The following is a 26,902-nucleotide window of genomic DNA, read 5'->3' as shown; positions in this document are numbered from 1 at the left end:
GAGGGAATTGATCCTGTTTAGTTCACTCCGTTCCCGTGGGGCCAGTCTTCAGTCCCCAAGTTCTCGCTTGTCCACTGCCACTGCACGCGTTTGCCAAGCGCGGTAGCGCGGGAGATACGGCGACCTTGCGTCCAGGATGGCCATCAGGTCGGCCATGGCTGCCGTGCCCTGGCGGTTGGGTGCGTTGAGGAAGATGATCAGCCCGTCGCCCGAGGGCTGGTAGACATAGCTGATCGTCACTTCCGCCCAGTCGCTGCCGCCGTGGCCGATGACCGAATGGTTCGCGAAGTGCGCGACTTCGAATCCCAGGCCGTAGCCCTGGGCCGTGGGACAAGGCGAGTCCGGGTGGGTGGCACAGTCGATCATCTGGTCCTTGCCGCGTTCGATCTGCACCCGGTCCCGCTCCTGGGCCAGCGTCGGGTCGTAGCCCGCGCCTGAGTGCACGGCATCGAGGAACCTAGCCATGTCCGACACCGTCACGACAAGGTCGTCGGCCGCCGAGTAGTCGCCGTCCGGCCTGCACCAGCCTTCGGGACGACAGTAGGGTTCATGGGCCCTGCCTTCGGCATCGATCGGGCGAGCGATGTTGTCCAGCCGATCCTTGTCCACCGCAATCGATGCACTCGTCATGCCGACGGGATCGAAGACAGTGCGCTGCACGATCCCGGCGTAGGGCTCGCCCAGCTTCCTTTCGATCGCCCTGGCAAGCCACTCGAAGCCTTCCCCGGAGTAGCCGTAGTGCGTGCCCGGGTCATGTTCGAAGGTGAGCTTCCGGTCCTGCCGGAAGAAGCGCCAGTTCGGGAAACCGGTGCTGTGGGTCAGCACCATGCGCGTCGTCAGGTCGTGGTGGCGCGGATCGGTGGCCACGTCGGGGTCTACCCAGTACGGGGACAGCGGGGCGTCCAGGTCCAGATCTCCGGTGGCCACCAGGCGCAGTGCAGTTTCAGCCGCAATGAGCTTGGTGATGGAGGCGACGTTGAAGCGCGTGTTGGCGTCGGCCTTCTTGCCGGGCGATTGGTCGCCGTAGTAGTGCGACCACACGAGTTCGCCGTCCTGCATGACCCCGAAGCCCGCGGTCGCGATGCCGTTGTCGCGCAGCACGGCGTCGATGGCCGCTGCGGATTCGGGTGGTGGGAGCGGCACGCGGTGGTCCGCGTCCTGCTTGATGTCCGTGACTCGCACGGGCGCACAAGCCGCCAGCAAGGCCATCGTCGCAGCAAGCAATATCCGCACGGTTCGGCTCCGGTCGTGTTGTATCGGTCCGTTGACCGATGCCGAAAGCGCCGTCAGGGTTTAACGCCATCGCGTCGAACCGTGCGCGCCGACCTGCAGGAGGCCGGCGGCCAGATTCTCGTCGTGCGGCAAGTGAGTTCTTCGGGGCGACGAAGTCCCGTCATCGCCCCCGTGGCGCCGCTCGAATCTGCAGTCGCGTTCCTGCCGGGAGCGAACGGATCGCTCCCGGCATGGGATCGGAATTGACCGGTCAGTGAAGTCGCTGTCCGGGCGACGCACTCGGCTCCGTCAGCACCAGGCGGGCAGTGCCTGGCAGCGCTGGCCGGGACACACGGCCCGACACCAGCGGTGCCGCCCTTGCGCCATATCCCGCCCGCGCCTCGCGAACGCGGCGCGTCCCCCTCGCGACCTCGGGCAGGCGCTGACCCGCCACCTTGTCCATAAGCTCACTCGCGGCGTCGGCCTCCTCGAAGATCACGTCGCCCAGGGCCGTGAGCGTGCCGTCGGCCAGGTCGATCCGTTCGGCACCGAAGACCAGATCGCCGAAGGCGTAGAGCCGGCCGTGCAGGCGGTTGAGCGTGTCCAGCTGATCCAGGGTCATGCCGAAGACGAGGGGGTCTTTGGTGTCCTTCGCGGTCGCCACGGTGTCCGCCTCGCCAGGTTCGTCGTCCTGGAGCCCGGTGTCCGGCGCCTCGTCGACATCGTCGTCCTGCGAGCCGGCGGCCAATGCCTCCCCAGCCTCCTCGTCCTGTTCACCGGCGGCCAAAGGCTCATTGGCCTGGGTCATTTCTTCCGACGCGCCGTCCTCGTCGCGTGCCTGCGACTGCTCATCATCCACCACCCGCTCGGCCGGCCACGTCACCTCGTCCAGCACGCGTTCGGCCTGCTCGGCCAGCAGTTCCAGGCACACGGCCAGTTCGTCCCCGCTGATCTCGGGACCAAAGCCCGTCTCCTCCTCGTCGTGCCGGCGCGGCTGCGCCAGCTGCGACAGGAACTCCATGTGGCCGTGCAGCTTCTTCAGCCGGAAGTGGCTCTCCTCGGGCAGGAAGTAGCCGGTGGTGTCCATCTCGTCCAGTTCGTACTTCGACATCGTCGCCTCCTCGTTCCATGAAGTGCCCGTCCACCGCGACGCGGCCGACGGGAAGTCGGGAGGTTCGAAACCGCACGTAGCCGGCGGGCGTATTTCCCCGAAGGGTGTTGTATTAGCCGCCCTCCCGACGCAGGCATCGCGTCGGTCTGTGCCCGCAAGAGATGCAGGCACAAAAAACCCACCGGTTTGACGGAGGTGGGGACCGCTACGTGAGGAGTTTCGACGCTCCTTGGATGGGAGTCTGCAATAGCATCGAAGGCCAGGTCAAGACGTTAATCGCGACTCTGTACTCAATTCGGAAAACGCTGCTCTGCGAAGGGTGAGAAGGCGTATCTGCGGCTCGTCATAGATTCGCTTGGCTACTCTGCTGCCGCTGATTACCCGATAGTTACCTTTCAGTTGGCCCGTAATCTCTTGATGATTGTCAGGAAATTACCGCCTAATCAAGCAATAATTTTCAGGAAGTAGATCAAGCCGGGCGCGCTGATCCGACTGCATTACACTGCATGAAAGGCGGTGAGCCATCGGCGCCGCACCACGTACCGCCGGATCAAAGGGGACGGGAATCAAACGGAACGAATTCCCTCTGAGCCTGCCCCGTCTGTGACGTTACCCATTTTCTCTCGCCATCACGTGGCCATCGAGGTCTTCCGGTCGCGCCGTGAAGGTCTCCGCATGATCGGCAGCCCATTCGCGAAACGTGCGGGGCGGCCTTCCGGCGAGTTGTTCGACGGTATGCGTCACTGGCTCTGGCTGGTCGGCCAGGCCTGCCCAGTACGCGAGCGCGCCATCCACGAAGCCTGGATCGCCCAGTTCAGCCAGCAACTGCTGCCTTGCGGCCTCTGCCGGAATCTCTTCCCAGCGGGTGGGCCGACCGATCGCTTCACCGATGATCCGCACCTGATCGGCGAAGGTCAGCTGTTCCGGCCCAGTCAGGACGTACTTCGCGCCCGCATGGCCCGGCTCGGTCAAAACCCTTGCTGCAACGGCCGCAATGTCAGCTTCATGAATGGAGGAGCGAACCGCTCCGCCGTAGGGCCGCCGTACGACGCCGGTGCCGCGGATCTGAGCCGCCCACTCCAGCGCATTCCCCGCAAAGCCTCCGGCCCGCAGGAAGGTCCATTCCAGACCGGACTGCACGATCATGTGCTCGAGCTCGCCCCAGACTCCATTTTGTTCAGGGCTGAGATCATCGCGGACCCCCATGGACGACAGATACACCACGTGCCGCGCATGCTTGGCAATTGCCTCCACCACACGCGGCGCATCCGTGGCGCTGAAGAACGGCCACAACAGGAAGACGCCGCCCACCCCCTGCAGCGCAGGCTCGAGCGTATCCGGCTCTGCCAGATCTCCGCAGACGAGTTCGACGCCCTCCGGCAGCCCTGCCTTTGCCGGGTTGCGGACAAGCGCCCGCACCGCCACGCCCGCCGTCAGCAGCTCATCGACCAGATGCCGGCCGACCTTTCCGGTCGCACCAATGACCAGGACACGATTCGTCCGGGTAATGCTTCCCGTCATAGCGACCTCCTCGCGAGATGTTGGTGGTTCGAAACAGGGCGGGCCGGGCCGCGACTTCCTCCGCCGTCGCGAAGAGGCTAATACCTCAACCAATCTCGAGGTCAAGCATCGCCTATGGGTTCCGGTCAGGCGGTAGCCCGCTCAGGACAGAGAACGCGTGCGTACTTCGGGAGCGTTGGTCGGGCATGAAGGAGTCGTCGCGGCAGCGACGGGTGCCCGTACAGAGAAATGGTCGAAGGCCCGCACGGGCGCCGGGCACCTGCCCTCAGCGTTGGGACTCGGCCGACAGGAACACCTCCGCAATCCGCCGCGCCAGCGCATACGGCTCCGGATCATTGCGGTTCGTGAGCAGCACCACGGTCAGGCCCCGCTCCGGCCAGCGCAGGATCACATTGCGGAAGCCGATGGTTTCGCCCGAGTGCCACAGCAGCCGGTCGGCGCCTTCGCCGTGGATGCGCCAGCCGTAGCCGTAGCCGTCCACGTCGGCCTCGTCGGTGGCGGTGTGCGCGGTGAACGCCAGCGCGCGCGAGGCGTCGGCGAGCAGACGGTCGTCGCGCAGCGCGGCGTCCCATTTCGCCAGGTCGTCGATCGACGAGTAGATGCCGCCGTCACCGAGCACCGCGCTGGTGCCGCTCTGGTCGGTGCGGGTCCAGCCGTCGCCGGCCGCGCTGTGGCCGTAGGCGCGGTGCGGCACGGTGGAGACGCCGTCCTCGAACGCGAGCGTGCTCTCCATGCCAAGCGGCCGGAAGATGCGTTCGCGCAGGAAACTTGCGAAGTCCTGCCCCGAGGCCTGGCCGACGACGAGCGCGAGCAGGGCATAGCCGCTGTTGCTGTAGCGGTAGTCGCTGCCGGGGGCGAAGTACAGGCGGTCCTGCGTCTCCAGCAGGCGCAGCACGTCGGCGTCGCGCAGTTGGCCTTCGATCGCGTCCGGCATCACGTCCTCGTAGTCGACCAGGCCCGAGGTGTGGCTGAGCAGGTGGTGCAGGGTGATGCCGTCGGCTGCGGCGGGCAGCGACGGCAGCCAGCGACGCACGGGATCGTCCAGCGACAGCGCGCCGTCCTGCGCCAACAGCAGGATGGCGGCGGCGGTGAACTGCTTGCTGATCGAGGCCAGGCGGAAGTTCGTCGCGGGGTCGACCGCACTGCCGCGTTCCAGGTCGGCCAGGCCGTAGCCCTTGCGCACCGCCGGCATGCCGTCGTGCACGACCAGCAGCGCCGCGCCGGGCACCTGCCCGTCGTACGCGGCCATCATCGAATCGACCTGTCGGGCCGTGGACTGCATCGTGTCGCCTCCGCTGGCGCAGGCCGCGAGCAGGCAGGAGAGCAGCAGGGCGGCGGTGCGCATGGGCCGATTGTAGCGGCGCGCTTGCCGATCTCCGGATCAGTGACTGGTGCCCGTCCCGGCGTTGGCGCTCACGCCCGCATCTGCCGCGCCAGCATGCGGGCCTGGCCGGCGCGCGACGAGAGCGGCGAGAGCAGCGCCATCAGGCGGTTCAAGCGCCCCGACACCACGCTGGACTTGCGCGCGAACAGGGCTTCGAGCCCGATCTCCGCGGCCGCGTCAGGCGAAATGACCGTCGCCCGTGCCCAGCCGGGCGCCTCGTAGCCGCCGGCCGCCGCGCCGAAGCCCGTGTCCATCAGACCCGGCATCAGCGTGGTGACGGTCACCACGGGCGCGAGTTCGGCATGCAACGCCTCGCCGAACGAACGCACGAAGGCCTTGGACGCGCCGTAGACGGCGAGGCCCGGCGTGGGTCCGAGGGCTGCCATGCTGGCCACCTGCAGGATGTGGCCCTCGCCCCGCTGGCGCATGGCGCGCCCGGCGAGCTGGCTCAGCTCCATCAGCGAGACGATGTTGAGCTCGATCATGTCGCGCAGGTCGGACGCGGACTGGTCGAGCAGCGGGCCCGACAGGCCGCGGCCGGCGTTGTTGATCAGCACGGCCGGGGCGATGCCGGCGGCATCCAGCGCGTCCATCAGCGCTGGCGCCGCTCCGGGCCGGCTGAGGTCCATCGGTTCGACGTGGATCGCGATGCCGGGATGCGCGGTGGTGAGGGTCGTGGCCAGCTCGCGCATCGGCGCCCAGGATCGCGCCACCAGCACCAGCGAATGGCCGCGCCGCGCGAGCGACCTGGCGAAGGACTGTCCCAGGCCGCTGGATGCGCCGGTGACGATGGCCCAGCGGGTGGTACCCAGGTTGCGGGATGGCATGTGTGGTCCTTTTCGGGGCCCGGGGAATCCGGGCGAAGAGGCAGCAGACCATGGTGGGGTTAAGTCCGTTTTAAGCGCGGCGTGCCCGGTTGGGCGCCGCCTCCGCCCTGGATTCCTCGCTGCGCTCGGAATGACAGGTGTTGCTGCATTCCGAACAGGCTTGCTGCCATCTCGAACAGGGCTTCTGTCGTTCAGAACTGGCCTTCTGTCGTTTCCAACAGGCCTGCTGTCATTCCGAACGAAGTGAGGAATCTGCGTTCGCCGCAAGCCGTGCGGTGCCGCTCCGCCCTGGATTCCTCGCTGCGCTCGGAATGACAGGTGTTGGTGCATTCCGAACAGGCTTGTTGCTATTTCGAACAGGGCTTCTGTCGTTTGGAACAGGCCTTCTGTCATTCCGAACAGGCCTGTTGTCATTCCGAACGAAGTGAGGAATCTGCGTTTTCCGCAAGCCGTGCGGTGCCGCTCCGCTCTGGATTCCTCGCTGCGCTCGGAATGACAAGACAAGGTGCGGGGGGACAAGGCAAGGCGGGGGGGACAAGACAAGGTGCGGGGAGACAAGACTAAGGTGCGGGCGCGATGGGTTACCGGTCGCGCGGCGGGAAGCGCAGCACCACGCCGCGTTCTTCCTCGCGTGTCTTCTCCTGGGCGTCGCGATGCCACAGCACCGGCACGTCCTCGGGCGAACCCGGCTCGTAGGTGTCGCGCTCGGCCTGCGCGGCGCGCTCGGCCTCTTCCTCTTCGACTTCCCAGCTGTAGCGCCGGCGCGGTGGCAGCGGATCGGCGTGCCGCAACACGAATGCGGCGACGATCCCGCCCAGGGCGCCGCCCAGGTGCGACTGCCACGACACGCCCGGTTCCTGCGGCAGCACGGTGAGCAGCATGCCGCCGTAGAACAGGAAGGCGATCATGCCGGCGGCGATCGAGGGCCGGTCGCGGCGCAGCAGGCCGAGCACGAACACCAGGAACATCAGGCCGTGGGTCAGGCCGCTGGCGCCGAGGTGGAACGAGCCCGCATCGCCCAGCGCCCAGGCGCCGAGTCCGGAGCCCAGCCACATCAGCGGCAGCGCGCGCAGCGTGGCGCGCGGGTACACCGCCAGCGCCAGGGTGCCGAGCAGCAGCAGGGCGGTGGCGTTCGCGATCAGGTGCTCGGGCGAGCCGTGCAGCAGCGGCGCGGTGAACAGGCCCAGCAGGCCGTCCAGCGCGCGCGGCGCGACCGCGAACGCGCGGTAGTCGCCCAGCCCCTGCAGGCCGAACACGATCACCAGCAACAGCACGAACGCCAGGCTGCCCTTGAGCGCGGCGCCGAGCCGGCGCTTGTCGGCCGCGCGCTGGGCTTCGGGGTCGAGCGGGTCGTCGGGCGTGGGCAGGTGCATGGGGCAAGGGTGGCGGCGGATTGCGGGGATGCAAGGGTTCGGCGGCTGGCGGGGCCCCGCTCCAACCCTCCCCCGGGAACGGGGGAGGGGGCCAGAGCGATTGCGGGAATCAGGCCCCCCTCCCCGCTTGCGGGGGTGAGGGAGGGCCGATTGCACGGCATTGCCGTGCGGCCCTGTCGAACGGCCGGCGCGCTGCGCCGGGCTGGGCGGGCTGGGGTGGGGGCAGCCGCAGCCACGTAAACTGCCGCGATGACCGATGCCCTCCCCACCGTCCACCTGAAGAACGCCTGGCGTTCGAACCACCCCTGGATCTTCCAGAAACTGGTCGAAAAGCCCACGCCGCGTCCGAAGCCCGGCAGCATCGTCGACATCGTCGGCGTCGACGGCGCGTGGATCGGCCGCGGCTTCTACAACGGCCATTCGCGCATCGCGCTGCGGATCCTCGAGACCGACCCCGACGTCGCGGTCGACGCCGCCTGGTTCGCGGCGAAGATCGCCAAGGCGGTGCAGCTGCGTCGCGAAGTGCTCGACCTCGACGCCACCACCAACGCCTGGCGCGTGGTGCACAGCGAGGGCGACGGCCTGTCGGGCCTGGTGGTCGACCGCTACGACGACCTGCTGGTGGTCGAGTTCTTCAGCGCCGGCATGTACCGCCATCGCGAATGGATCCAGGCAGCGCTGCGCGAGCAGTTCCCCGGCTGCCGCTTCCACAGCTTCGCCGACGAGCACGTGCAGAAGCAGGAATCGTTCGACTATGGCGGCAGCCAGCCGGCGTCACCGGCGATCATCGTCGAGAACGGCATCCGCTTCCGCGCCGACCCGGCGGGCGCGCACAAGACCGGCTTCTTCGCCGACCAGCGCGACAACCGCGAGTGGCTCTCGCACCGTTGCGCGGGCAAGCGCGTGCTCGACCTGTGCTGCAACACCGGTGGCTTCGGCGTGTACGCGGCCGCGCGCGGCGCCAGCGAAGTGGTGGGCATCGACATCGACGAGGCGGTGCTCGAGATCGCCAAGGGCAACGCGAAGCTCAACAACGTGCGCCCGCGCTTCGTCCAGGCCGACATCTTCCCCTGGCTGCGCGATGCGGCGAACGCCGGCGAGCGGTTCGACGTGGTGATCCTCGACCCGGCGAAGATGACCCGCGACCGCGACCAGGTGATCAACGCGCTGAAGAAGTACCTCGACATGAACAAGCTGGCGCTGGGTGTGGTGAAGCCCGGCGGGCTGCTGGCCACGTTCTCCTGCACAGGACTGGTGAGCGAGGAGCAGTTCCTCGACATGCTGCGCCGCGCGGCGTTCTACGCCGGCCGCACGGTGCAGGTGCTCAAGGTCTCCGGCGCCGGCGCCGACCATCCGTTCCTGGCCCACGTGCAGGAATCGCGCTACCTCAAGGCGGTGTTCTGCCGCGTGCTGGATTGAACCGGAGAATCGCGCGGACTGCGTCGAACCGGACGCGTCGCGCGCTGGTCGCGGTCGCGGCGCTCACCGCGCTGGCGCTGGCGGCCACGTTCTTCTGGCAACCGCTGCGCGACTGGCTGCGCCCGCCGCCGCCGCCGCTGGCGCCCACCGCGTTCGACTGGCAGCCGCGCATCGAGCCGATCGCCGGCGACGGCCACCGCGGCGCGCGCGACGGCCACGTGCTGGGCGCGCGCTTCGACGAGCCCTGGGGGCTGGTGCGCGGCCCCGACGGCAGCCTGTTCGTGGCCGACGGCGGCGAGGCCAACCGCATCCGCCGGATCGCGCCGGACGGGCGCGTGAGCACGTTCGCCGGATCGACCGAAGGCTTCGCCGACGGCATCGGCGTGGCGGCGAAGTTCCACACCCCTTCCGCGCTCGCGGTCGACCGGCTGGGCAATCTCTATGTCGCAGACACCGGCAACCACGCGATCCGCAAGGTCACGCCGCAGGGGCGCGTCACCACGCTGGCCGGCACCGGCATCGCCGGCTTCCGCGACGGCGACCGCGCGCTGGCGCAGTTCCGCGCGCCGATGGGCGTGGCGGTGGACGCGGCCGGTCGGGTGTACGTCGCCGATACCTGGAACGACCGCATCCGCGTGATCGAACGCGATGGCCGCGTGCGCACGCTGGGCGGCGGCGGCGGCGGCGACGGGCCGGGCTTCGCCGGCGGCGCGGGCAACCCCTCGCGGTTCGACACGCCGACGGCGCTGGCGCTGGCCGGCGACGGCACGCTGTGGATCGCCGACACCGGCAACCGCGCGCTGCGCTGGATCGACCGCGACGGCGCCGCGCATACCTGGCGTGCCTCGTCCTGGAACGCGGAGGCGTTGCAGGGACGGCCGCTGTCGCTGGCCGCCACCCACGACGGACAGGTCTATGTCGGCGAACTCTCGCCGGGGCGGATCGTGCAGGTTGCGCGCGACGGCAACGCGCGCGTGGTTTCCGGCGGCGTGCCGCGGCAATGGTTCGCGCGGCCGGCGGCGCTGTGGCTGGACGCCGACGGCAGCCTGCTGGTGGCCGATGCCGCGGGCCATCGCCTGCACCGGCTGTCGCGCCGCGAGACGGGCGATGCGATGTCGATGTCGCTCGCCGACGGCCCGGTCGGTCCCTCGCCGGCACGCGCGCTGCCGCAGACGCGCCAGCGCTGGCCGTTCGCGCCACAGGACGGCTGGCACGAGGTGGTCGGCACCCTGGGCGAGGTGCGCGGCAACTTCAGCGGCGAAAGCCGCAGCCACCTGCACAACGGTCTCGACGTGCGCGGCGACGTTGGCGCACGCGTGCTGTCGATCGCCGACGGCAAGGTGACCAGCCCGCTGGCGACATGGAGTTTCGGCGGCCAGTCCGAAGGCATCTCGATCGACGAACTGTCCTACGTGCATCTGCGTGCCGGCCGCACGCCGCAGGGCCGCAACCTCGATCCGGCGCGATTCCTGTTCGACCACGACGAGGACGGCAAGCCGGCCCGGGTGCGGATCATGCGCGGCACGCGCTTTCGCGCCGGCGATGCGCTGGGCACGGTCAACGCACAGGCGCACACGCACCTGATCGTCGGCCCCTACGGCCACCAGCACAATGCGATCCGGCTCGGTTTCCACGGCTACCGCGACAGCGTGCCGCCACGCATCGACGGCGTGTCGCTGCTGGACGATGCGGGCCAGCCGCTCACCGCGCGCGAGGATGGCCGCGTGCTGGTGCCGCGCGAAGGCGGCGGGGTGCAGGTGGTGGTCGATGCCTGGGACCAGGTCGACGGCAACCTGCCGCGGCGGCGGCTCGGCCTGCACCGCATCGGCTACCAGGTGCTGCGCGCGGACGGCACGCCGGCGCCGGGTTTCGAAACGCCGTGGATGAATCTCGACTTCTCGCGCATGCCCGCGCACCCGGATGCGGTGCGCATCGCCTACGCCGCCGACAGCGGCATCACCGTGCACGGCGCTTCGCGCACGCGCTTCCTGTACGTGGCGAGCAACGTGGTGCGCGGCGACGAGATCGCCGAGGCGCGCTGGGAGCCGGCGGCGCTGCCCGCAGGCGACTACCTCGTGCGTGCGATCGGCGTGGACGCGGCCGGCAATCGCGCGATCGGCGCCACCGACCTGCCGGTGCGGCTGCTGGCGCACTGACTGCGGTGGCGCCGCGTCGTGCCCGAAGCGACACGCTGCCTCGCGCCCCGACCGCGTCGCCTGCTCCTCTCCCGGAGAAGCTTCCTCCCCCGCTTGCGGGGGAGGGTCGGGGTCGGGGAAAGCAGCGACTGATCCAACACGCCTGCGGCGCGCCCCCATCCGCCTTCGGCACCTTCCACCCGTTAAGGGCGCAATGCCCCGCAGAGCGGAGAAAGGAAGAACCGTAGCCCGGATAAGGCCGCAGGCCGCATCCGGGGAGCCGCGATCCTCGATCGCGCACGCGAACGATCAACCGCGCCCCGAACGATCGGATCCCCGCACGAAACCCGATCACGCCTCGATCGCCACCATGACCATCCGGACATGCCTTCGCCACGAGGATCGCGTGTGATGGCGCGGCCGCGCGGACGCCTCCGCGCCGCGCCATCGCCCGGAGGCCGTGATGCATCGTTCGCTGTTGCCCGCCCTGCTGCTTGCCGTCGCGCCCGCGTGCGCGGCGCTGGCGCAGGCCTCCCCGACGCCGAAGCCCGCTGCGCGCATTTCCGGTGAGCCCACCCGCGTGCTGGTGCTCGGCACGGTGCACCTTGCCCAGGGCGAGCCCGGCGAACTCGCGCCGGGTGCACTGGAATCGCTGCTGCAGCGGCTCGAGGCGTTCGCCCCGCAGATCATCACCATCGAGGCGATGCCCGGCGAGACCTGCGACCTGATGGCGCGGCACCCGGCCGTCTACGATCCGGAGGGCGGCGCGCGCTACTGCCCCGACATCGCCGCGGCACGCGCGGTCACCGGCCTCGACGTGCCAGCCGCGATCGCCGCCGCGCAGGCGCAGCTCGACGCCTGGCCCGACGCGCCCACGCCCGCGCAGCGCCGCCGCCTGGCCGCGACCTTACTCGCTGCAGGCGATCCCCCTTCGGCCGTGGTGCAATGGCTGCATCTGCCCGCGGCGGAGCGCGTGGTCGGCGACGGCCTCGACGCCGCGCTGGTCGACATGCTGGACAAGCGCGCCGCGTCCATCAACGAGGACACCTCGATCGGCGCGGCGCTGGCCGTGCGCCTGGGCCTGCAGCGCGTGTTCCCGACCGACGACCACACCGGCGACAACCTGCGCATCGACGACATGGACGGCTTCGCGAGCGCGATCCGCGGCGCCTGGGACAGCGCGCCCCCGGAGTGCAAGGCGCTGCGCGCGCGCGACCAGGCGCTGCGCGAGGCCCCGGACCTGCTGCCGCTGTACCGGCACACCAACAGCGCCGACTACCAGCGCATGCCCATGGCCTGCGATTTCGCGCTGGCATTGAAGGAGGAATCGCCGCAGCACTTCGGCCGCCAGTACGTCGGCGGCTGGGACCTGTGCAACCTGCGCATGGTCGCCAACATCGGCGCCACCTTCCGCGAACGCCCCGGCGCGCGCGTGCTGTCGATCGTCGGCGCCTCGCACAAGGCCTGGTTCGATCGGCTCCTGGGACAGTTGCAGGGCGTGGAGGTGGTGGACGCTGCGGAGATCCTTGGCGAGGAGTGAGTGGCGGGCGTCGGCGGACGCAGTGATGGAGTCCCGGATGCGCTTCGCTTATCCGGGCTACGGGGGGCGGATTCCTGGCGTAGCCCGGATAAGGCCGAAGGCCGCATCCGGGATGCCCGCAATCGCCAGCGCCCCGGACATGCATCGCCAGCCCTCCGACGACACGCCGCAAGTCGGCGGACGCAGTGATGGAGTCCCGGATGCGCTTCGCTTATCCGGGCTACGGGGGTCCGGATTCCTGCCGTAGCCCGGATAAGGCCGAAGGCCGCATCCGGGACGCCCGCAATCGCCAGCGGCCCGGATATGCATCGCCAGCCCCCCCGGCGACACGCCGCAAGGTGTGGCCGTCGTGGAGGTCATGCGCCCCGGGGATCAAGCGCCGGCGTCGGCCAGCGGGTTGATGGAACTGGTCGCGGTCGCCGGCAGCCCCGGATCAGTTCGGCGAATGCAGGCCGACGCGGTTGCCCTCGCTGTCGAGGAACAGGGCGAAGTAACCGAACTCCGGCGAGATCTGCGTCTTCGGCACGATCACCTTGCCGCCCGCGGCGGCGACCCGTGCCAGCGCCGGGGCCAGGTCCCCGCCCCCGGACAGGTAGACCAGGGCGCCGGTGGTCCCCGGCACGTAGTCCTCGCCGTGCACGATGGCGCCGGAGACGTTGCGGCCGTCGCTGGGGAACATGCCCATGCGGACGCCGTCCATGTCCATCGCCTCCAGCGGCGCGTCCAGCACCGCGCCGTAGAAGCGCAGCGCGCGGTCGAAGTCGGCAACGGGAATCTCGAACCAGTTGATCATGTGCTGCATGGCGGGTCTCGTCGTTGGGTCATGGGGATCGGCTCCGGGGGGCGCGGCGCGCTCGAAGGCGAAGCTCGCCTCGCGGCCGTCGCCGGAAATGGTGGCGCGCAGGCGCTCGCCGTCGCGGCGATAGGCGATGCGCTGCGGGAAATCGTGGCCGGGGTTCTCGAAGGCGACCGCGGACTCCGATTGTTCGACCAGCCGGAACCGCACCGGCGCGGCGTTGCCCGGCACGTCGGCGACGTAGAACACCTCGCGACCGTCCGCCTCGATGCGCAGCTGCTCCTCGAACACCGTCGCGCCGTCCCGCTGCAGCGCGCCGACGCCTGCCAGCCCGCTGCCCGCGGGTTCCCAGCGCTCGTGCCCGGTCCTGCCTTCGGGCAGTCCGGTGCGCCGCCACTGGCCGAGCAGCCAGCCGAGCGCTTCGATGCGGGCGTCGGTATTCGCGACGGCGGACGGTGGAACGAGGGACGCGAGCAGGATGCAGGCGAGCAGCAGGATCGTGCGCATGTGGCCTCCGTTGCGATGGCCGCATCACACCGCGTCCCGCCGGAGGATGTCTTGTACGGAACCGACAGGGCCGGGATCAGGCCCGGTTGAGGAACAGGTTGGCCATGTTCGGCTGCGCGAACGGATACTTCGACGGGGCCTCGCCGGTGAACGCCTTGAACTCCCGGTGGAAGTGCGGCTGGTCGTAGTAGCCGGCGTGGAACGACAGGTCGCTCAGGTTGCCTGCCTCGCCGCTGGCGGCCCTGAAGATCGTGCTGAGGCGGATCACGCGCGAGTAGAGCTTCGGCGTCAGTCCGATCCATCGCGCGAACGCGCGTTCGAGGCTGCGCGGATGGGTGCCGAGGCGGGCGTTGATCTCCGTCACCGGCAGGCGTCCCTGCGTCGCGACGATCAGCGCGATCGCAGACGTCACCATTTCCGGCGGCGCGCCGGCCGGGCAGATTTCGAGCAGGGCACGGGACAATGCCGCGATCCGCGCGCCCGTGTCCGGGCAGCCACCGGCGGCCGTTTCCAGCACGTTGGCACGCTCGCAAACCGCGTCCAGCGCCGGCACTCGGTCCGTCAGCGCGGCCATCGGCCGGGCGCAGAGCTGCGCGAGCGCCCAGGGCCGCAACTTGACCCCGGTGATGTCGGTGCGGCCGGTATTGCGCAGGAAGAAGTAGCGCGAGAGCTGGCCCGCCGCCAGCGCGCGCGGTTGCCGGATCCATGCGCCGTCCGCCAGCCGGATCTCGTAGGGGTCGCCATGGTGGAAGACCAGCTCGGGAAAGCCGTCCGGCACGATCTTGCGTTCGCCGGGCGTGGCGTCGTCGTCCGTCACCACCCAGAAGCAGTCGACCAGGTGGGCCACGCTGGTCTCCGGCGGGATCAACGCATAGGTCGCGGTCGCGCTCACGGCGGTGCGACCGGCTTGCCGACTGCGAACGCGTGCAGGCGATCCACCATCAGTAGCCGTTCTCGCGCAGCGTCAGCCGCACCTGCTCGTGCTGCGTCTGCAGGGCCTGCGACGGCGCCTTGTCGAGCAGGCTGGCGATGACGATGGCGGTCGTCGCCAGTACCACCCCGGGCACCATCTCGTACAGCGGGCTGCCGGTCTGCTTCCACGCGATCACAGTGGCGGCGCCGACGATCATGCCGGCCAGCGCGCCGTTGCGGGTCATCCGCTTCCAGGTGAGCGACAGCACCACCACCGGCCCGAACGCCGCGCCGAACCCGGCCCAGGCATAGGCGACCAGGCCGAGCACGCGGCTGTCGGGGTCGCGCGCGATCCAGATCGCCAGCAGCGCCACCGCCAGCACCATCGCGCGGCCGAACCACACCAGCTCGCGATGGCCCGCCCGCGGGCGCACGAAGCCGCGGTAGAAATCCTCGGTCAGCGCGCTCGAGCACACCAGCAGCTGCGCCGAGAGCGTGCTCATGATCGCGGCGAGGATCGCCGACAGCAGCACGCCGGCGATCCACGGGTTGAACAGCAACCCGGACAGGGCGATGAACACGCGCTCGGGATTGGCGTCGACCGGCCCGGCGGCCTCGGGATGCGCGGCGAACCAGGCGATGCCGAAGAAACCGGTCGCCATCGCCCCGGCCAGGCACAGCATCATCCAGCCCATCGCGATGCGGCGGGCGCGCGGGATCGTGGCCAGGTTGTCGGCGGCCATGAACCGCGCCAGCACGTGCGGCTGGCCGAAGTAGCCCAGCCCCCAGGCCAGCGCGGAGACGATCGCCACCGCGCCGCCGGCGCCGACCCACTGCAGGCGCGACGGATCGACCTGCTCCACCAGCGCCAGCGCCTGCGCCGGTCCGCCGACGCCGAGGATCGCGAACACCGGCACCAGCAGCAGGGCGAAGATCATCAGCGTCGCCTGCACGGTGTCGGTCCAGCTCACCGCCAGGAAACCGCCGATGAAGGTGTAGGCGATCGTCACCGCCGCGCCCCAGAACATCGCCTGCGCGTACGGCAGGCCGAACATGCTCTCGAACAGGCGCGCGCCGGCGACGATGCCCGAGGCGCAGTAGATCGCGAAGAACACCAGGATCACCAGCGCGGCGAGGATCCGCAGCAGGCGGCTGCGATCCTCGAAGCGGTGGGTGAAGTAGTCCGGCAGGGTCAGCGCGTTGCGAGTGCGTTCGGTGTACACGCGCAGCGGGCCGGCGACGTACTTCCAGTTGCACCATGTACCGATCACCAGGCCGATCGCGATCCATACCTCCGACGCGCCGCCGAGGTACAGGGCGCCGGGCAGGCCCATCATCAGCCAACCGCTCATGTCCGAGGCGCCGGCCGCCAGCGCGGTGACGTAGCTGCCCAGCGAGCGCCCGCCGAGGATGTAGTCGTCGAAGGTGCGGGTGCGCCGCCAGGCCACGAAGCCGATCCCGACCATCAGCAGCAGGTAGGCGGCGAAGGTGATGAACAGCGGCGAGCTGAAGGCCATGAGGGCGTCCGGTGGCGTGGCAGCGGCAGAGTGTGGACGAAAGCAGCGACGACCGAAAACCGCACCCGGGCCCGGAGCCGGCATCGGCGCCGCCCCCGGGGAATTCGGGACAGGGCGACCATGCGGGCGGAACGTCGGCCGGGCTCGTGCGTCAGCCCTCCGGCGTCGGCGGGGGGGTCAGACCGCGCGGATCCACTGTCGCAGCACCGCCTGCAGCGCGGGGATGCGCCTGCGAGCGTCGGCCTCGTCGGCGAACACGACCTGCGCCCGGTCCTTGCCGAGCCATGCCAGCAGTCCGTCGGGATCGTCGATGTCGAGGCCGCCTTCGGGCAACGCCCGCGCCTTCGCGCCCAGGTGCAGGATCAGCGCGATCCCGGCCCTCGCGCGCAGGTGGAAGGTGGCGAAGTACTCGCCGGTACGGAAGCTGGGCGCATTCCACTTCACGCCTTCGGCGATCGCGGGATCGACCGCGAGGATCGCCGCGCGCAACGCCTCGATGCCGGGCTTGTGCGGATGCGCAAGCGCGGCGATGAGCGCGTCGACCGCTGCGGTGGTATCGGCGGCGGTGGCGTGGCGGGTGGGCGCCGGACGGGCGGCTTTGCGGGTCATGTCCGCAGGCTCGGAGACTTCGGGTGCGGCGTGGAGGACGGAGTTTCCTCGAAGGTCCGCTGGGCGGCCCTCAGTCGGGCGTCTCGCTGGTGCGCGCATAGGCGCTCGCACCTTCGAGTTCCAGCGGCCGCAGTTCGTAGAACAGGCCGTGCGCCAGGGTCGGGCTGGTCGCGAGCAGGGCCGCGGCTTCCTCCAGCGTGGGCGCGACCACGAACCAGTAGCCGCCGACCAGTTCCTTGGTCTCGCCGAACGGACCGTCGAGGGCGACGCCCTTGCGCGACACCGTCGCACCCGCGCGCGCCAGCCGCTCGCCGGTCTTCATCCGCCCGGCGGCGATGTGGGCTTCGAGCCAGGGATAGAACGCGTCGATCGAGGCCTGGATGGCCTCGGGTTCGGCGTCTCGGTTCCACTGTCCGCGCGAGAGTACGAGGAACTCCTGGCGGTCGCTGTCCTTGGTCATGCGGGCGGTCTCGAAGGCGGAGCGCGGACGCTAACGCGATCCGTGTGCGTGGGGAAGTGCGGGACATGGCGTGATGGCCGGGGTCGCCTGCGCCGGACGGGGAGGAGCGAGGTTGTCCCGGGTGCGCTGCGCTTGCCCGGGCTACATAGGCGTGGCGGGCATCGGGTGGTCGTAGCCCGGATAGGGCCAAAGGCCGCATCCGGGTCGCGGGCGTGGCGGGCGATGAGAGACGGAGACTGCCCCCCGGGTGCGCTGCGCTTACCCGGGCTACGGGGCGTGGTGGCGGATCCGGGGGGGCGAGCCGTGCGAGGTCGACGTCTCGATCTGCGAGACGCAGTCGCGCCAATGATGAACACCCGGCCCCGTCTTCGGGCCACGGCGCGTTCGCCCGGCCTGCACGCGCGCTGGTCCAGTCTCGACGCCCTCACGACCGCGCAAACCGCCCGATGCCCGCCCGCCACGCCTGTCCGCTTTCCAGCGGCGTCTCCATCCTCGCGCCGCCCCCGCACGGCGCACCGGTCGGCGCCTGAGCGCGGAGGTGCGCGTGCGCGAGCTGGTCGAACTGCGTCCCGAAGGCCTGTACTGTCCGGCGGGCGACTTCCACATCGATCCGTGGCGGCCGGTGCCGCGCGCGGTGATCACCCACGGCCATGGCGACCATGCGCGCGCCGGCATGGGCGAATACCACTGCACGCGCGAAAGCCTGCCGATCCTGGAATGGCGGCTGGGCCCGCAGCGCTACCACGCGCGCGAACACGGCGAGCCGTTCGAAGTCGGTGGCGCGCGGGTCTCGCTGCATCCGGCCGGGCACGTGCTCGGCTCGGCGCAGGTGCGGATCGAGGCGCAGGGCCGGGTGTGGGTGGCCTCGGGCGACTACAAGCGCCAGCCCGATCCCACCTGCGCGCCGTTCGAGGTCGTGCCCTGCGACACCTTCATCACCGAGGCGACGTTCGGCCTGCCGGTGTACCGCTGGCCGGACACGGGCGAGGTGGCGCGCGAGATCGCGCAGTGGCGCGAGGACTGCGAGGCCGAGGGCGTGGCCGCGGTGCTGTTCTGCTACGCGCTGGGCAAGGCGCAGCGGGTGCTGGCCGAGCTGGCGCCGCATGTGGATGCGCCGGTGCTGCTGCATGGCGCGATCGCCGCCGGCGTCGAGGTCTACCGGCGCGCGGGCGTGGCCCTGCCGCCGACCGAGCCGGTCTCCGAACTCGCCAAGGGTGCGGACTTCGCCGGGAAACTGGTGCTGGCGCCGCCTTCGGCCGCGGGCAGCGCGTGGATGCGCCGCTTCCGCCGCGCGCAGACCGGCTTCGCCTCCGGCTGGATGCGGATCCGCGGCAACCGCCGCCGCCGCAACTACGACCGCGGCTTCGTGGTCTCCGACCACGCCGACTGGCCCGACCTGATCCGCACCGTGCGCGAAACCGGCGCCACCCGCGTGATCGCCACCCACGGCAACACCGACGCCATCGTGCGCAAGCTGTGCGAGGACGGGCTCGATGCAGGCGCCTTCCGCACCGGCTATGGGGACGAGGACTGAGGCATGCGCCGCTTCGCCAGCCTCTACCGCGACCTCGACCGCAGCACCGCCACGCTCGACAAGCGCGCGGCGCTGGCGCGGTATTTCCGCGAGGCGCCGCCGCGCGACGCGGCATGGGCATTGCACCTGCTGGCCGGCGGCAAGGTCGCGGGCGCGAAGCAGCGCATCGCCAACACGCGCGAGCTGCGCAGCTGGATCGCCGCCGAGGCGGGCCTGCCCGACTGGCTGGTCGACGACAGCTACGACCAGGTCGGAGACCTCGCCGAAACGCTCGCCCTGCTGCTCGACGATCCCGCGCAGGACGCGCAGGACGTGACCCTGGCCGACTGGATCGAGCGCCGGCTGCTGCCGGTCGCCAACCGCGACGAGGACGTGCGGCGCGCGGTGGTGGTCGAGGCCTGGCGCATGCTCGCCTTCGACGAGCGGCTGCTGTTCAACAAGCTGCTCACCGGCGCGCTGCGGGTGGGCGTGTCGCAGCGGCTGGTGCAGCAGGCGCTGGCCGAGATGAGTGGCATCGACATCGCCCGCATCGCCCAGCGCATGCTCGGCGAATGGGCGCCGACGCCCGCGTTCCTGGAGATGCTGCTCTCGCCGGGCGAGCTCGCCAGCGACCGCCAGCAACCCTATCCGTTTTTCCTGGCGACACCGCTGGAAGCGGTGTTGCGCGGGGATCCGGAGGCGGCGCACGAGGCGCCGATCGCTGAAGACGATGCCAAGGAGGCCCAACCTGAAGATGTCGATCCCGGCGCGCCGGTGCTCGCCAACGATCCGGCCGCGATCGAACGCGCGCTCGGCCCGCTGCGCGACTGGCTGCTGGAATGGAAATGGGACGGCATCCGCCTGCAGCTGATCCGCCGCGACGCCGCGGTGGCGCTGTGGTCGCGCGGCGAGGAACGCCTTGATGGCCGCTTTCCCGAGATCGAGGCCGCCGCGGCCTCGCTGCCGCGCGACTGCGTGCTCGACGGCGAACTGCTCGCCTGGCGCGCGGACGACGATGCGCCGCTGGCGTTCACCGCGCTGCAGACCCGGATCCAGCGGCGCAAGCCCGGCGCCAAGACGCTGGCCGACACGCCGGTGCGGGTGCAGGCGTACGACCTGCTCGAACTCGAGGGCGTCGACTGGCGGCAACGCCCGCAGCACGAACGTCGCGCGGCGCTGGAGGCGCTGCTGGCCGTGCACGACGATCCGCGCATCGTCGCCTCGCCCCTCGTCGCCGCGCGCGACTGGGCGCACGCCGCGGAGCTGCGCGCGCAGGCGCGTGAGCGGGGCGTCGAGGGCCTGATGCTCAAGCGCGCGGACGCCGCCTACCAGTCCGGCCGCAAGCGCGGCGACTGGTGGAAGTGGAAGATCGATCCGCTCACGGTGGATGCTGTTCTGATCTACGCGCAATCCGGCCACGGCCGCCGCAGCACGCTCTACACCGACTACACCTTCGGCCTGTGGGACGGCGACGCGCTGGTGCCGGTGGCCAAGGCCTACAGCGGCCTGGACGATGCGCAGATCCTGAAGCTCGACCGCTGGATCCGCGCCAATACGCTGGAAAGATTCGGCCCGGTGCGCTCGGTGCCGGGGCAGCACGTGTTCGAACTCGGCTTCGAGGCGGTGAACCGCTCGGCCCGGCACAAGTCGGGCATCGCGGTGCGGTTCCCGCGGATCCTGCGCTGGCGCCACGACAAGCCCGCGGCCGAGGCCGACCGGCTCGACACGCTCAAGGCGCTGGCGCGATGAAGCCGACCGCGACGCGCGCGTCGTTCGATGCGCCGCTCGCCGCCTGGTTCGCCTCGCAGGGCTGGAGTCCGGCGCCGTTCCAGCGCGAGGCCTGGCGACGCTGGCGGCGTGGCGAGTCCGGCCTGCTGGTCACGCCCACCGGCAGCGGCAAGACCCTGGCCGCGCTGGGCGGGCCGCTACTGGACGCCCTGGTGGAGGCGGCCCAGGCGAAAGCGGCAAGGGACGCTGCGCAGGCGAAGACTGCCAGGGCGCGATCGGCGCGCGCGTCGATCGCGCAGACAGCAAACGCATCGAACGCACAAACAGCACGTGCGTCGAAAGTACAAGCGGCAAACGCGTTGAAGAAGCAAACGGCAATCGCATCGAAGACGCAGACGGCAAGCGTGTTGACGGCACAGACGTCACGCCAACCAGAGTCACTGGCCGCAGACGCACCGAAGGCGCGACCCGATCCAACCCCGCGCCTCTCCCCCACTGTCATTCCGAGCGAAGCGAGGAATCTGGAGGTATCCGCAGAGCAGATTTCTCGCTTCGCTCGAAATGACAGGAGGGCAGCGGTGCCGTCGGTTGGCCGCACCCGCCTTCTCTGGATCACGCCGCTGCGTGCGCTGGCAAACGACACCGCGCGCGCCCTGCGCGAACCCATCGCCGCGCTCGACCTGGACTGGACCGTGGCGATGCGCACCGGCGACGCGACTGCGCGCGACAAGCGCCTGGCGCGCCAGGGCGGTGCCGATGCGCTGGTGATCACGCCCGAGTCGCTGGCGCTGCTGCTGAGCTATCCCGACACCGCCGCGCAACTCTCCGGCCTGCGCGCGATCGTGGTCGACGAATGGCACGAACTGCTCGGCAACAAGCGTGGCGTGCTGCTGCAACTGGCGCTGGCGCGGCTGCGCGCCTGGGCGCCGCAGGCGCGCACCTGGGGCCTGTCGGCGACGCTCGGCAACCTCGAACAGGCGCGAGACGTGCTGCTGCCGCACGCACCCGGCGCGGCGATCGTGCAGGCAGCCAGACCGCGCAGCCTGACCCTGGACACCCTGTTGCCCGAGGCCGGCGAACGCTTCCCGTGGGCCGGCCACCTCGGCCTGTCCCAGGTGCAGCGCGTGGCCGCGCGGCTGCAGGCCGCCGGCACGACGCTGCTGTTCGCCAACACGCGTGCGCAGGCCGAACTCTGGCATCGCGCGCTGGCCGCCACCTGGCTGGACGCGCCGGAAACCCTGGCCCTGCACCACGGCTCGCTCGACCCGAAGCTGCGCGCCGCGGTGGAGCAGGGCCTGCGCGAGGGCAGCGTGCGCTGCGTGGTCGCCACGTCCAGCCTCGACCTCGGAGTCGATTTCCCCGCCGTCGACCAGGTGATCCAGCTCGGCAGCCCCAAGGGCATGGCGCGGCTGCTGCAGCGCGCCGGCCGCGCGCGCCATCGCCCGGGCGAAGCCGGGCACGTGGTCTGCGTGCCCACCCACGCGCTGGAACTGGCCGAATACGCCGCCGCGCGCAAGGCGCTGGCCGCGGGCGAAGTGGAATCGCGCGTGCCGCTGCGGCTCTCGCTCGACGTGCTCGCCCAGCACTGCGTCACCCTGGCGCTGGGTGGCGGCTTCGAGGCCGATGCGCTGCGCGACGAAGTGCGCGGCACGCATGCGTTCGCGGTGCTCAGCGACGTGCAGTGGAACGCGGTGCTCGCCTTCGTCGTCCAGGGCGGCCAGGCGCTGCAGCACTATCCCGAATACCGGCGCGTGGTGCGCGACGACGACGGCGTGTACCGCGTGCACGACCGCCGCATCGCGCTGCGCCACCGGCTGTCGATCGGCACCATCACCAGCGATGGCGCGCTGCAGGTGAAGCTGCTGCGCGGCGCCACCCTGGGCAGCGTGGAGGAAGGGTTCCTGGCGCGCCTGCGCCCGCGCGACCGCTTCCAGTTCGCCGGCCGCACCCTGGAGCTGGTGCGCCTGCAGGACATGGCCGCGTACGTGCGCATCGCGAGAAAGGGCGACGGCATCGTGCCGCGCTGGCAGGGCGGGCGCATGCCGATGTCGGGCGAGCTCGGCGCGCGGGTGGCGCAGGTGCTGGCCGGTCCGCGCGACGGACCGGAACTGCGCGCGCTGGCGCCGCTGCTCGCATTGCAGGAAACGCTGTCGGCGCTGCCGGCGCCGGGCACGCTGCTCGCCGAATTCGCGAAGACGCGCGAAGGCTGGCACCTGTTCGTCTATCCCTTCGCCGGGCGTGGGGTGCACGAGGGGCTGGCCGCGCTGCTCGCGCTGCGCTGGAGCCGGCTGGCGCCCAACACGTTCGCGTTCGCGGTCAACGACTACGGGCTGGCATTGACCGCGCAGGCGCAGCCGGCGATCGACGTCGATATCCTGCGCGCGCTGCTGTCGCCCGAAGGCCTGCACGACGACCTGCGGTCCGGCGCCAACCTCGCCGAACTCGCGCGCCGCCAGTTCCGCGAGATCGCGCGCGTGGCCGGACTGCTGCCGCCGTCGTTGCCCGGGCGCGCGCTGCGCAGCCTGCGCCAGCTGCAGGCCTCCAGCGGCCTGCTGTTCGACGTGCTGCAGCGACACGACCCCGGCCACCTGCTGCTGCAGCAGGCCGAGCGCGAGGTGTTCGAGGCCCAGCTCGAAGTGCGCGCCCTGCAGGCGACGCTGGCGCGCTGCCACGCGGCCACCCTCGACCTGCGCCGCCCGAAGTCGCTCACCCCGCTGTCGTTCCCGCTGTGGGCCGAAGCGATGCGCGGTACCCTCAGCAGCGAGGACTGGCGCACCCGCGTCCAGCGCGTCGCCGACCGCCTAGAACACCGCCACCGCCCCCGCACCGCCCGTAGCCCGGATAAGCGCAGCGCATCCGGGACCCCACGCCAACCCGAACGCACCCCGCCCCCCACACCCGCCACCGCAACACGCCCATCCCGCAATGCCTGACACCCTCGACCTGACCCTCGCCGGCGAACCCGTCCGCGTGCTCGCCGATCGCGCCCTGTACTGGCCCGCACGCGCGCGCCTGCTGATCGCCGACCTGCACCTGGGCAAGGGCGACACCTTTCGCGCTGCCGGCATCGCCGTGCCCAGCGGCGGCACCGCGCACGACCTCGCGCGGCTCGACGCGCTGCTCGCGCTCACGTCCGCGTCGTCGCTGTGGATCCTCGGCGACTTCCTGCACGCGCGGCGCCATGCCGCGGTCGATGCGGCGTGGCGCGCGTTCCGCGAAGCGCATCGCGAGGTGGCGATGGCGGTGGTGCCGGGCAACCACGACCGCGCGTTCGATGCGGCGGCCGCGGGCGTCGAACGCGTGCCGGAAGGTTTCCTCGAGGCGCCGTTCGAGTTCCGCCACGCTCCGCCCGCACGCGAAAGGCCGGATCGCCACGTGCTCTGCGGGCACCTGCACCCGGTGCTGCGCCTGCCCGGCACCGGCCGCCATCCCATGTTCTGGCTGCGTCCGTCGATCACCGTGCTGCCGGCGTTCTCCGCCTTCACCGGCGGCCATCCCGTGCCGCGCGCGGACAGCGGCAGCAGCGTGCTCTGCGATGGCAGGCAGTTGTTGCGGATGCCGTGAGCAGGTCGCGGCTGCTCCAGGCGTCGCCGGCTCCCCATCGGGCGCGGTGCAGTCGTGGCCTGCGCCTGGCAGCTCGCCGGCCGGCGACCCGGGGCGCGGCAGACAGCGGTAGTTATTGGCCACTCTCATGGGATAAAGAATCCAGAACAACGGACTTCGTTTCCGATCTGGAACACCCAACTTTTCTCCTGCACGGCGAACGGCGGCCCTTCGACACACGACGGGTCGAGCCGCTCCCGCAATTCCCCCACCCAGGAGATGTCCCATGCGTACCCCCAAGCTGCTCGCCACCACCCTCGCCGTCGCCCTGTTCGGTGCGGCATCCTTCGGCGCCCAGGCGCAGGATCCGGGCTTCTACGCCGGCGCCGGCGCCGGCCAGGCGCTCGTCGACGAGCGCGCCTACGACGACGAGGACACCGCGTTCTCGGTGTTCGGCGGCTACCAGTTCCACCGCAACTTCGCGCTCGAGGCCGGATACACCGACTTCGGACAATTGTCCCCGGGCGCGGCCGGCGCGGACCTCGAGCTCAGCTCGGCCTACCTCACGGCCGTCGGCATCCTGCCGTTCACCGAGAACTTCTCCGGCTACGTGAAGGGCGGCATCCAGCGTTGGGAGCTCGACACCGCGATCCCCGGGCTCACCGGCACCGGCAAGGACGACGGCAGCGACCCGGTCTACGGCGTCGGCGTGCAGTACCGCTTCAACGACCTGCTTTCGCTCCGCGGCGAAGTCACCCGCACCGAGGTCGAGGACATCGACGTCGACGCAGCGCAGGTCCAGGTCCGCTTCGACTTCTGAGCGCAGGCTCCGGCCGGCGGCCGCAAGGCTCGCCGGCCGGGGATGGCGCCGGGCCGGGGCATGAGCAGGTCGCACGCGATCGCTGCTCCATCGGCTCCGCATTGCCGGTCGCCGTCAGCCGGCAGGAGCAGACGGTCTGCCGGCGATTCCAGCTGGGCGGCGCCGGGCCCGATGATCGATCGCACACCCGTGGTCCACGCCGCCGAGGCGGTGACGGGTCCGTGGAAGCGCGGCCTCGGTCCATCCTGTCGCACGCCTCGGCCTTCAACCGATGCCGAATGACCAACGGGCTCAATGCCCGCCGTCGAGCGCCTTGAGTTCGCTCACCAGCGCGCTGGCCATCTCCGCGCCGTCGCCGTACAGCATGCGCGTGTTGTCGGCGTAGAACAGCGCGTTCTCGATGCCGGCGAACCCGGTGCCCCTGCCGCGCTTGATGACGATGGTGTTCTTCGAGTTCACCACGTCCAGGATCGGCATGCCGTAGATCGGGCTGGCCGGGTCGGTCTTGGCCACCGGGTTGACCACGTCGTTGGCGCCGATCACCAGCGAGACGTCGGTGTTGGCGAACTCCGGGTTGATGTCGTCCATGTCGGCGATCAGGTCGTAGGGCACGCCGGCCTCGGCCAGCAGCACGTTCATGTGCCCCGGCATGCGCCCGGCCACCGGGTGGATCGCGAACTTCACCTTGACCCCGCGCTCGAGCAGCCGCTGCGTCAGCTCCCAGATCTTGTGCTGCGCCTGGGCCACGGCCATGCCGTAGCCGGGCACGATCACCACGCGTTCGGCGAAGGCCATCATCGCCGCGACGTCGGCGGCCTCGATCGGCTTCTGAGAGCCGCTGATCTCGGCCGCCGAAGCCCCGCCGCCGCCGAAGTTGGAGAACAGCACGCTCTTGATCGAGCGGTTCATCGCCTTGGCCATCAGCCGCGTCAGCAGGATGCCCGCCGCGCCCACCATCATGCCGGCGATGATCAGCGCCTCGTTGCCCAGCACGTAGCCTTCGAACGCGACCGCCAGGCCGGTCAGCGCGTTGTACAGCGAGATCACCACCGGCATGTCGGCGCCGCCGATGGGCAGGGTCATCAGCACGCCCAGCGCCAGCGCCACCAGGAAGAACGCGACGATCCAGGGCGCGCCCAGCGACCACACCACCAGCCCGCCCAGCACGATGGCCGCGGCGAACACCAGGAAATTGAACGCCTGCATGCCCGGGAACGCGTAGCGCTTGTCCATGCGCCCGTCGAGCTTGGCCCAGGCGATGATCGAACCCGACAGCGCCACCGAACCGATCAGCCCGCCCAGCACCGCCAGCACCAGCGGGACCGGCCCGCTCGCCTGGCCCGCGGCCGACCAGCGCAGCAGTTCCACGCCGCCGATGGCCGCCGCCGAGCCGCCGCCGAGGCCGTTGTACAGCGCCACCATCTGCGGCATGTCGGTGATCGCGACCCGCTTGCCCGAGATCCACGCGATCGCGGTCCCGATCGCCGTGGCGGCCAGGATCAGCGGGATGTTGTGCAGGTCGGGCAGGAAGAACGTGGCGAGGGTGGCGATGACCATGCCCAGCCCGGCCCAGCGGATGCCGCTGCGCGCGGTCCTGGGTGAGGCCATGCGTTGCAGGCCGAGCAGGAACAACGTGGCCGCGATCAGGTAACTGGTCTTGACCAGCAGGTCGAGGAGGTCGGCGCCGCTCATGCCCCGGGCTCCCTGGACGGAGACGGCTTCGACGACTTGAACATCTCCAGCATCCGCTCGGTCACCACGTAGCCGCCGGCGGCGTTGCCCGCGCCCATCAGCACCGCGACGAAACCGATCGCCTTCTCCAGCGGGGTGTCGGCATGGCCCAGCACCACCATCGCCCCGATCAGCACGATGCCGTGGATGAAGTTGCTGCCCGACATCAGCGGCGTGTGCAGGATCACCGGTACCCGCGAGATGATCACGTGGCCGGCGATGGCCGCCAGCATGAAGATGTACA

20 protein-coding genes and 1 pseudogene are annotated in these 26,902 nt (G+C 70.6%); 8 read left to right on the top strand and 13 right to left on the bottom strand.

Annotated features, from left to right (window positions below; all coding sequences use genetic code 11):
• Positions 1-48: 48 nt before the first annotated feature.
• The 6 genes from JMO03_RS04925 to JMO03_RS04900 all read right to left on the bottom strand — a co-directional run bounded on the left by JMO03_RS04925 (position 49) and on the right by JMO03_RS04900 (position 7,428).
• A complete protein-coding gene (locus tag JMO03_RS04925) occupies positions 49-1,209 on the bottom strand; it encodes a serine hydrolase domain-containing protein (RefSeq protein WP_202840928.1) in 1,161 nt (386 codons plus the stop codon).
• A gap of 274 nt (positions 1,210-1,483) precedes the next feature.
• On the bottom strand, positions 1,484-2,323 hold the full coding sequence (locus tag JMO03_RS04920; RefSeq protein ID WP_202840926.1) for an XAC0095 family protein: 840 nt from the start codon (positions 2,321-2,323) through the stop codon (positions 1,484-1,486).
• A gap of 609 nt (positions 2,324-2,932) precedes the next feature.
• Positions 2,933-3,844 carry an SDR family oxidoreductase gene (locus tag JMO03_RS04915; RefSeq protein ID WP_202840924.1) on the bottom strand — a complete coding sequence of 304 codons (912 nt, stop codon included), beginning with the start codon at positions 3,842-3,844 and terminating at the stop codon, positions 2,933-2,935.
• 265 nt (positions 3,845-4,109) lie between these two features.
• Positions 4,110-5,189: a serine hydrolase domain-containing protein gene (locus JMO03_RS04910; protein ID WP_202840922.1), complete on the bottom strand. Its 1,080-nt coding sequence runs from the start codon at positions 5,187-5,189 to the stop codon at positions 4,110-4,112.
• Positions 5,190-5,257: 68 nt separating this feature from the next.
• Positions 5,258-6,055: an SDR family NAD(P)-dependent oxidoreductase gene (locus JMO03_RS04905; RefSeq protein ID WP_202840921.1), complete on the bottom strand. Its 798-nt coding sequence runs from the start codon at positions 6,053-6,055 to the stop codon at positions 5,258-5,260.
• 581 nt (positions 6,056-6,636) lie between these two features.
• Positions 6,637-7,428: a rhomboid family intramembrane serine protease gene (locus tag JMO03_RS04900; RefSeq protein WP_202840919.1), complete on the bottom strand. Its 792-nt coding sequence runs from the start codon at positions 7,426-7,428 to the stop codon at positions 6,637-6,639.
• A gap of 249 nt (positions 7,429-7,677) precedes the next feature.
• On the opposite strand from JMO03_RS04900, the gene JMO03_RS04895 reads away from it, so the two are divergent.
• From JMO03_RS04895 to JMO03_RS04885, 3 genes are all read left to right on the top strand, one after another.
• Positions 7,678-8,847, top strand: a complete 1,170-nt coding sequence (locus JMO03_RS04895) for a class I SAM-dependent rRNA methyltransferase (protein ID WP_202840912.1) — start codon at positions 7,678-7,680, stop codon at positions 8,845-8,847.
• Positions 8,844-11,003 carry an NHL repeat-containing protein gene (locus tag JMO03_RS04890; protein ID WP_238345902.1) on the top strand — a complete coding sequence of 720 codons (2,160 nt, stop codon included), beginning with the start codon at positions 8,844-8,846 and terminating at the stop codon, positions 11,001-11,003. Before JMO03_RS04895 ends, JMO03_RS04890 begins: the two co-directional genes overlap by 4 nt.
• Positions 11,004-11,445: 442 nt before the next feature.
• Positions 11,446-12,522, top strand: a complete 1,077-nt coding sequence (locus JMO03_RS04885; RefSeq protein ID WP_202840910.1) for a DUF5694 domain-containing protein — start codon at positions 11,446-11,448, stop codon at positions 12,520-12,522.
• Between the two features lie 433 nt (positions 12,523-12,955).
• On the opposite strand, the gene JMO03_RS04880 is transcribed toward JMO03_RS04885, so the two are convergent.
• From JMO03_RS04880 to JMO03_RS04860, 5 genes are all read right to left on the bottom strand, one after another.
• Positions 12,956-13,825, bottom strand: a complete 870-nt coding sequence (locus JMO03_RS04880; RefSeq protein WP_202840908.1) for a DUF6265 family protein — start codon at positions 13,823-13,825, stop codon at positions 12,956-12,958.
• Positions 13,826-13,901: 76 nt separating this feature from the next.
• Complete coding sequence (locus JMO03_RS21465; protein WP_202840900.1) at positions 13,902-14,717, bottom strand: DUF6597 domain-containing transcriptional factor; 816 nt, start codon at positions 14,715-14,717, stop codon at positions 13,902-13,904.
• A 49-nt stretch (positions 14,718-14,766) separates the two neighbouring features.
• Entirely contained in the window at positions 14,767-16,254 is a 1,488-nt protein-coding gene (gene putP, locus JMO03_RS04870) for a sodium/proline symporter PutP (RefSeq protein ID WP_202840898.1), read from the bottom strand.
• A 177-nt stretch (positions 16,255-16,431) separates the two neighbouring features.
• Positions 16,432-16,863 (bottom strand): DUF1801 domain-containing protein, encoded by a 432-nt coding sequence (locus JMO03_RS04865; protein WP_202840896.1) that lies wholly within the window; start codon positions 16,861-16,863, stop codon positions 16,432-16,434.
• A gap of 70 nt (positions 16,864-16,933) precedes the next feature.
• A complete protein-coding gene (locus tag JMO03_RS04860; protein WP_202840894.1) occupies positions 16,934-17,323 on the bottom strand; it encodes a YciI family protein in 390 nt (129 codons plus the stop codon).
• Positions 17,324-17,861: 538 nt separating this feature from the next.
• Here JMO03_RS04860 and JMO03_RS04855 point away from each other — a divergent pair.
• The 5 genes and pseudogenes from JMO03_RS04855 (at position 17,862) to JMO03_RS04835 (ending at position 24,927) form a co-directional block, all read left to right on the top strand.
• A complete protein-coding gene (locus JMO03_RS04855) occupies positions 17,862-18,857 on the top strand; it encodes a ligase-associated DNA damage response exonuclease (RefSeq protein ID WP_425491778.1) in 996 nt (331 codons plus the stop codon).
• Positions 18,858-18,860: 3 nt separating this feature from the next.
• Positions 18,861-20,585 (top strand): cisplatin damage response ATP-dependent DNA ligase, encoded by a 1,725-nt coding sequence (locus tag JMO03_RS04850; protein ID WP_202840892.1) that lies wholly within the window; start codon positions 18,861-18,863, stop codon positions 20,583-20,585.
• Positions 20,586-20,683: 98 nt separating this feature from the next.
• Positions 20,684-23,380: pseudogene (locus JMO03_RS04845) on the top strand (ligase-associated DNA damage response DEXH box helicase); the annotation flags it as partial.
• Between the two features lie 109 nt (positions 23,381-23,489).
• Positions 23,490-24,128, top strand: coding sequence for a ligase-associated DNA damage response endonuclease PdeM (pdeM, locus tag JMO03_RS04840; protein WP_202840888.1), 639 nt, complete (start codon positions 23,490-23,492; stop codon positions 24,126-24,128).
• A 265-nt stretch (positions 24,129-24,393) separates the two neighbouring features.
• On the top strand, positions 24,394-24,927 hold the full coding sequence (locus JMO03_RS04835) for an outer membrane beta-barrel protein (RefSeq protein ID WP_202840886.1): 534 nt from the start codon (positions 24,394-24,396) through the stop codon (positions 24,925-24,927).
• 291 nt (positions 24,928-25,218) lie between these two features.
• On the opposite strand, the gene JMO03_RS04830 is transcribed toward JMO03_RS04835, so the two are convergent.
• Together JMO03_RS04830 and JMO03_RS04825 are read right to left on the bottom strand one after the other, a co-directional pair.
• Positions 25,219-26,619, bottom strand: a complete 1,401-nt coding sequence (locus JMO03_RS04830; RefSeq protein WP_202840732.1) for an NAD(P)(+) transhydrogenase (Re/Si-specific) subunit beta — start codon at positions 26,617-26,619, stop codon at positions 25,219-25,221.
• A partial coding sequence (locus JMO03_RS04825; protein WP_202840734.1) for an NAD(P) transhydrogenase subunit alpha part 2 occupies positions 26,616-26,902 on the bottom strand: 287 nt, incomplete at its 5' end. The genes JMO03_RS04830 and JMO03_RS04825, both read right to left, overlap by 4 nt.

The sequence above is a fragment of the Luteimonas saliphila genome (genome assembly GCF_016774335.1).
GTDB classification, from domain to species: Bacteria; Pseudomonadota; Gammaproteobacteria; order Xanthomonadales; family Xanthomonadaceae; genus Luteimonas; species Luteimonas saliphila.
This window is presented reverse-complemented; position numbering and strand designations above follow the sequence as displayed.